Source organism: Rhodococcus sp. ENV425, assembly GCF_002887785.1.
Taxonomy (GTDB): domain Bacteria; phylum Actinomycetota; class Actinomycetes; order Mycobacteriales; family Mycobacteriaceae; genus Rhodococcus; species Rhodococcus aetherivorans.
The window spans coordinates 1,692-2,130 of record NZ_PCZU01000179.1; the positions used below are offsets into that span (position 1 = coordinate 1,692).

Below are 439 nucleotides of genomic sequence, written 5' to 3' on the forward strand. Positions count from 1 at the left end.
ACCGCATCCAGCGGTCGAAGTGCCGAAACCGTTTACGGTGGGCACGACCATGTGCTGCGGCAGACTCTGATGGTGTTGCAGGCCGGGCAGTCCACGGCCGAGCACGTCGGTCCCGGTGAGGCAACGGTGTACATCCTGCGCGGGCGGTTGCGGGTCGTCGCCGACCAGGCGAGCTGGGACGGGCGCAGCGGGGACCTGATCGCCCTGCCCCGCACCCGGCACCGGATCGACGCCGTCGCCGACACGGTCGCGCTGCTCACCGTTGCCAGCTACTGACCGCCGGGTGGTTCAGAGCCCGGCGCCGGGCCGCGGTGTGCTTGCCGGGGCCCGGCGGAACAACCAGGCCGCCACCGCGGTGAGCCCGACCAGCCACCCCAACGCGGCCAGCAGCGGGCCGGCGGTGTCGAAGCTGTCGGTCAGCCCGCCGTCGAGGATCATC

The 439-nt window shown here is 72.4% G+C and carries 1 protein-coding gene; it reads left to right on the forward strand.

The features are described from left to right. A partial coding sequence (locus tag CQZ88_RS14835; RefSeq protein WP_258008605.1) for a cupin domain-containing protein occupies window positions 1–276 on the forward strand: 276 nt, incomplete at its 5' end. Window positions 277–439 lie beyond the last annotated feature (163 nt).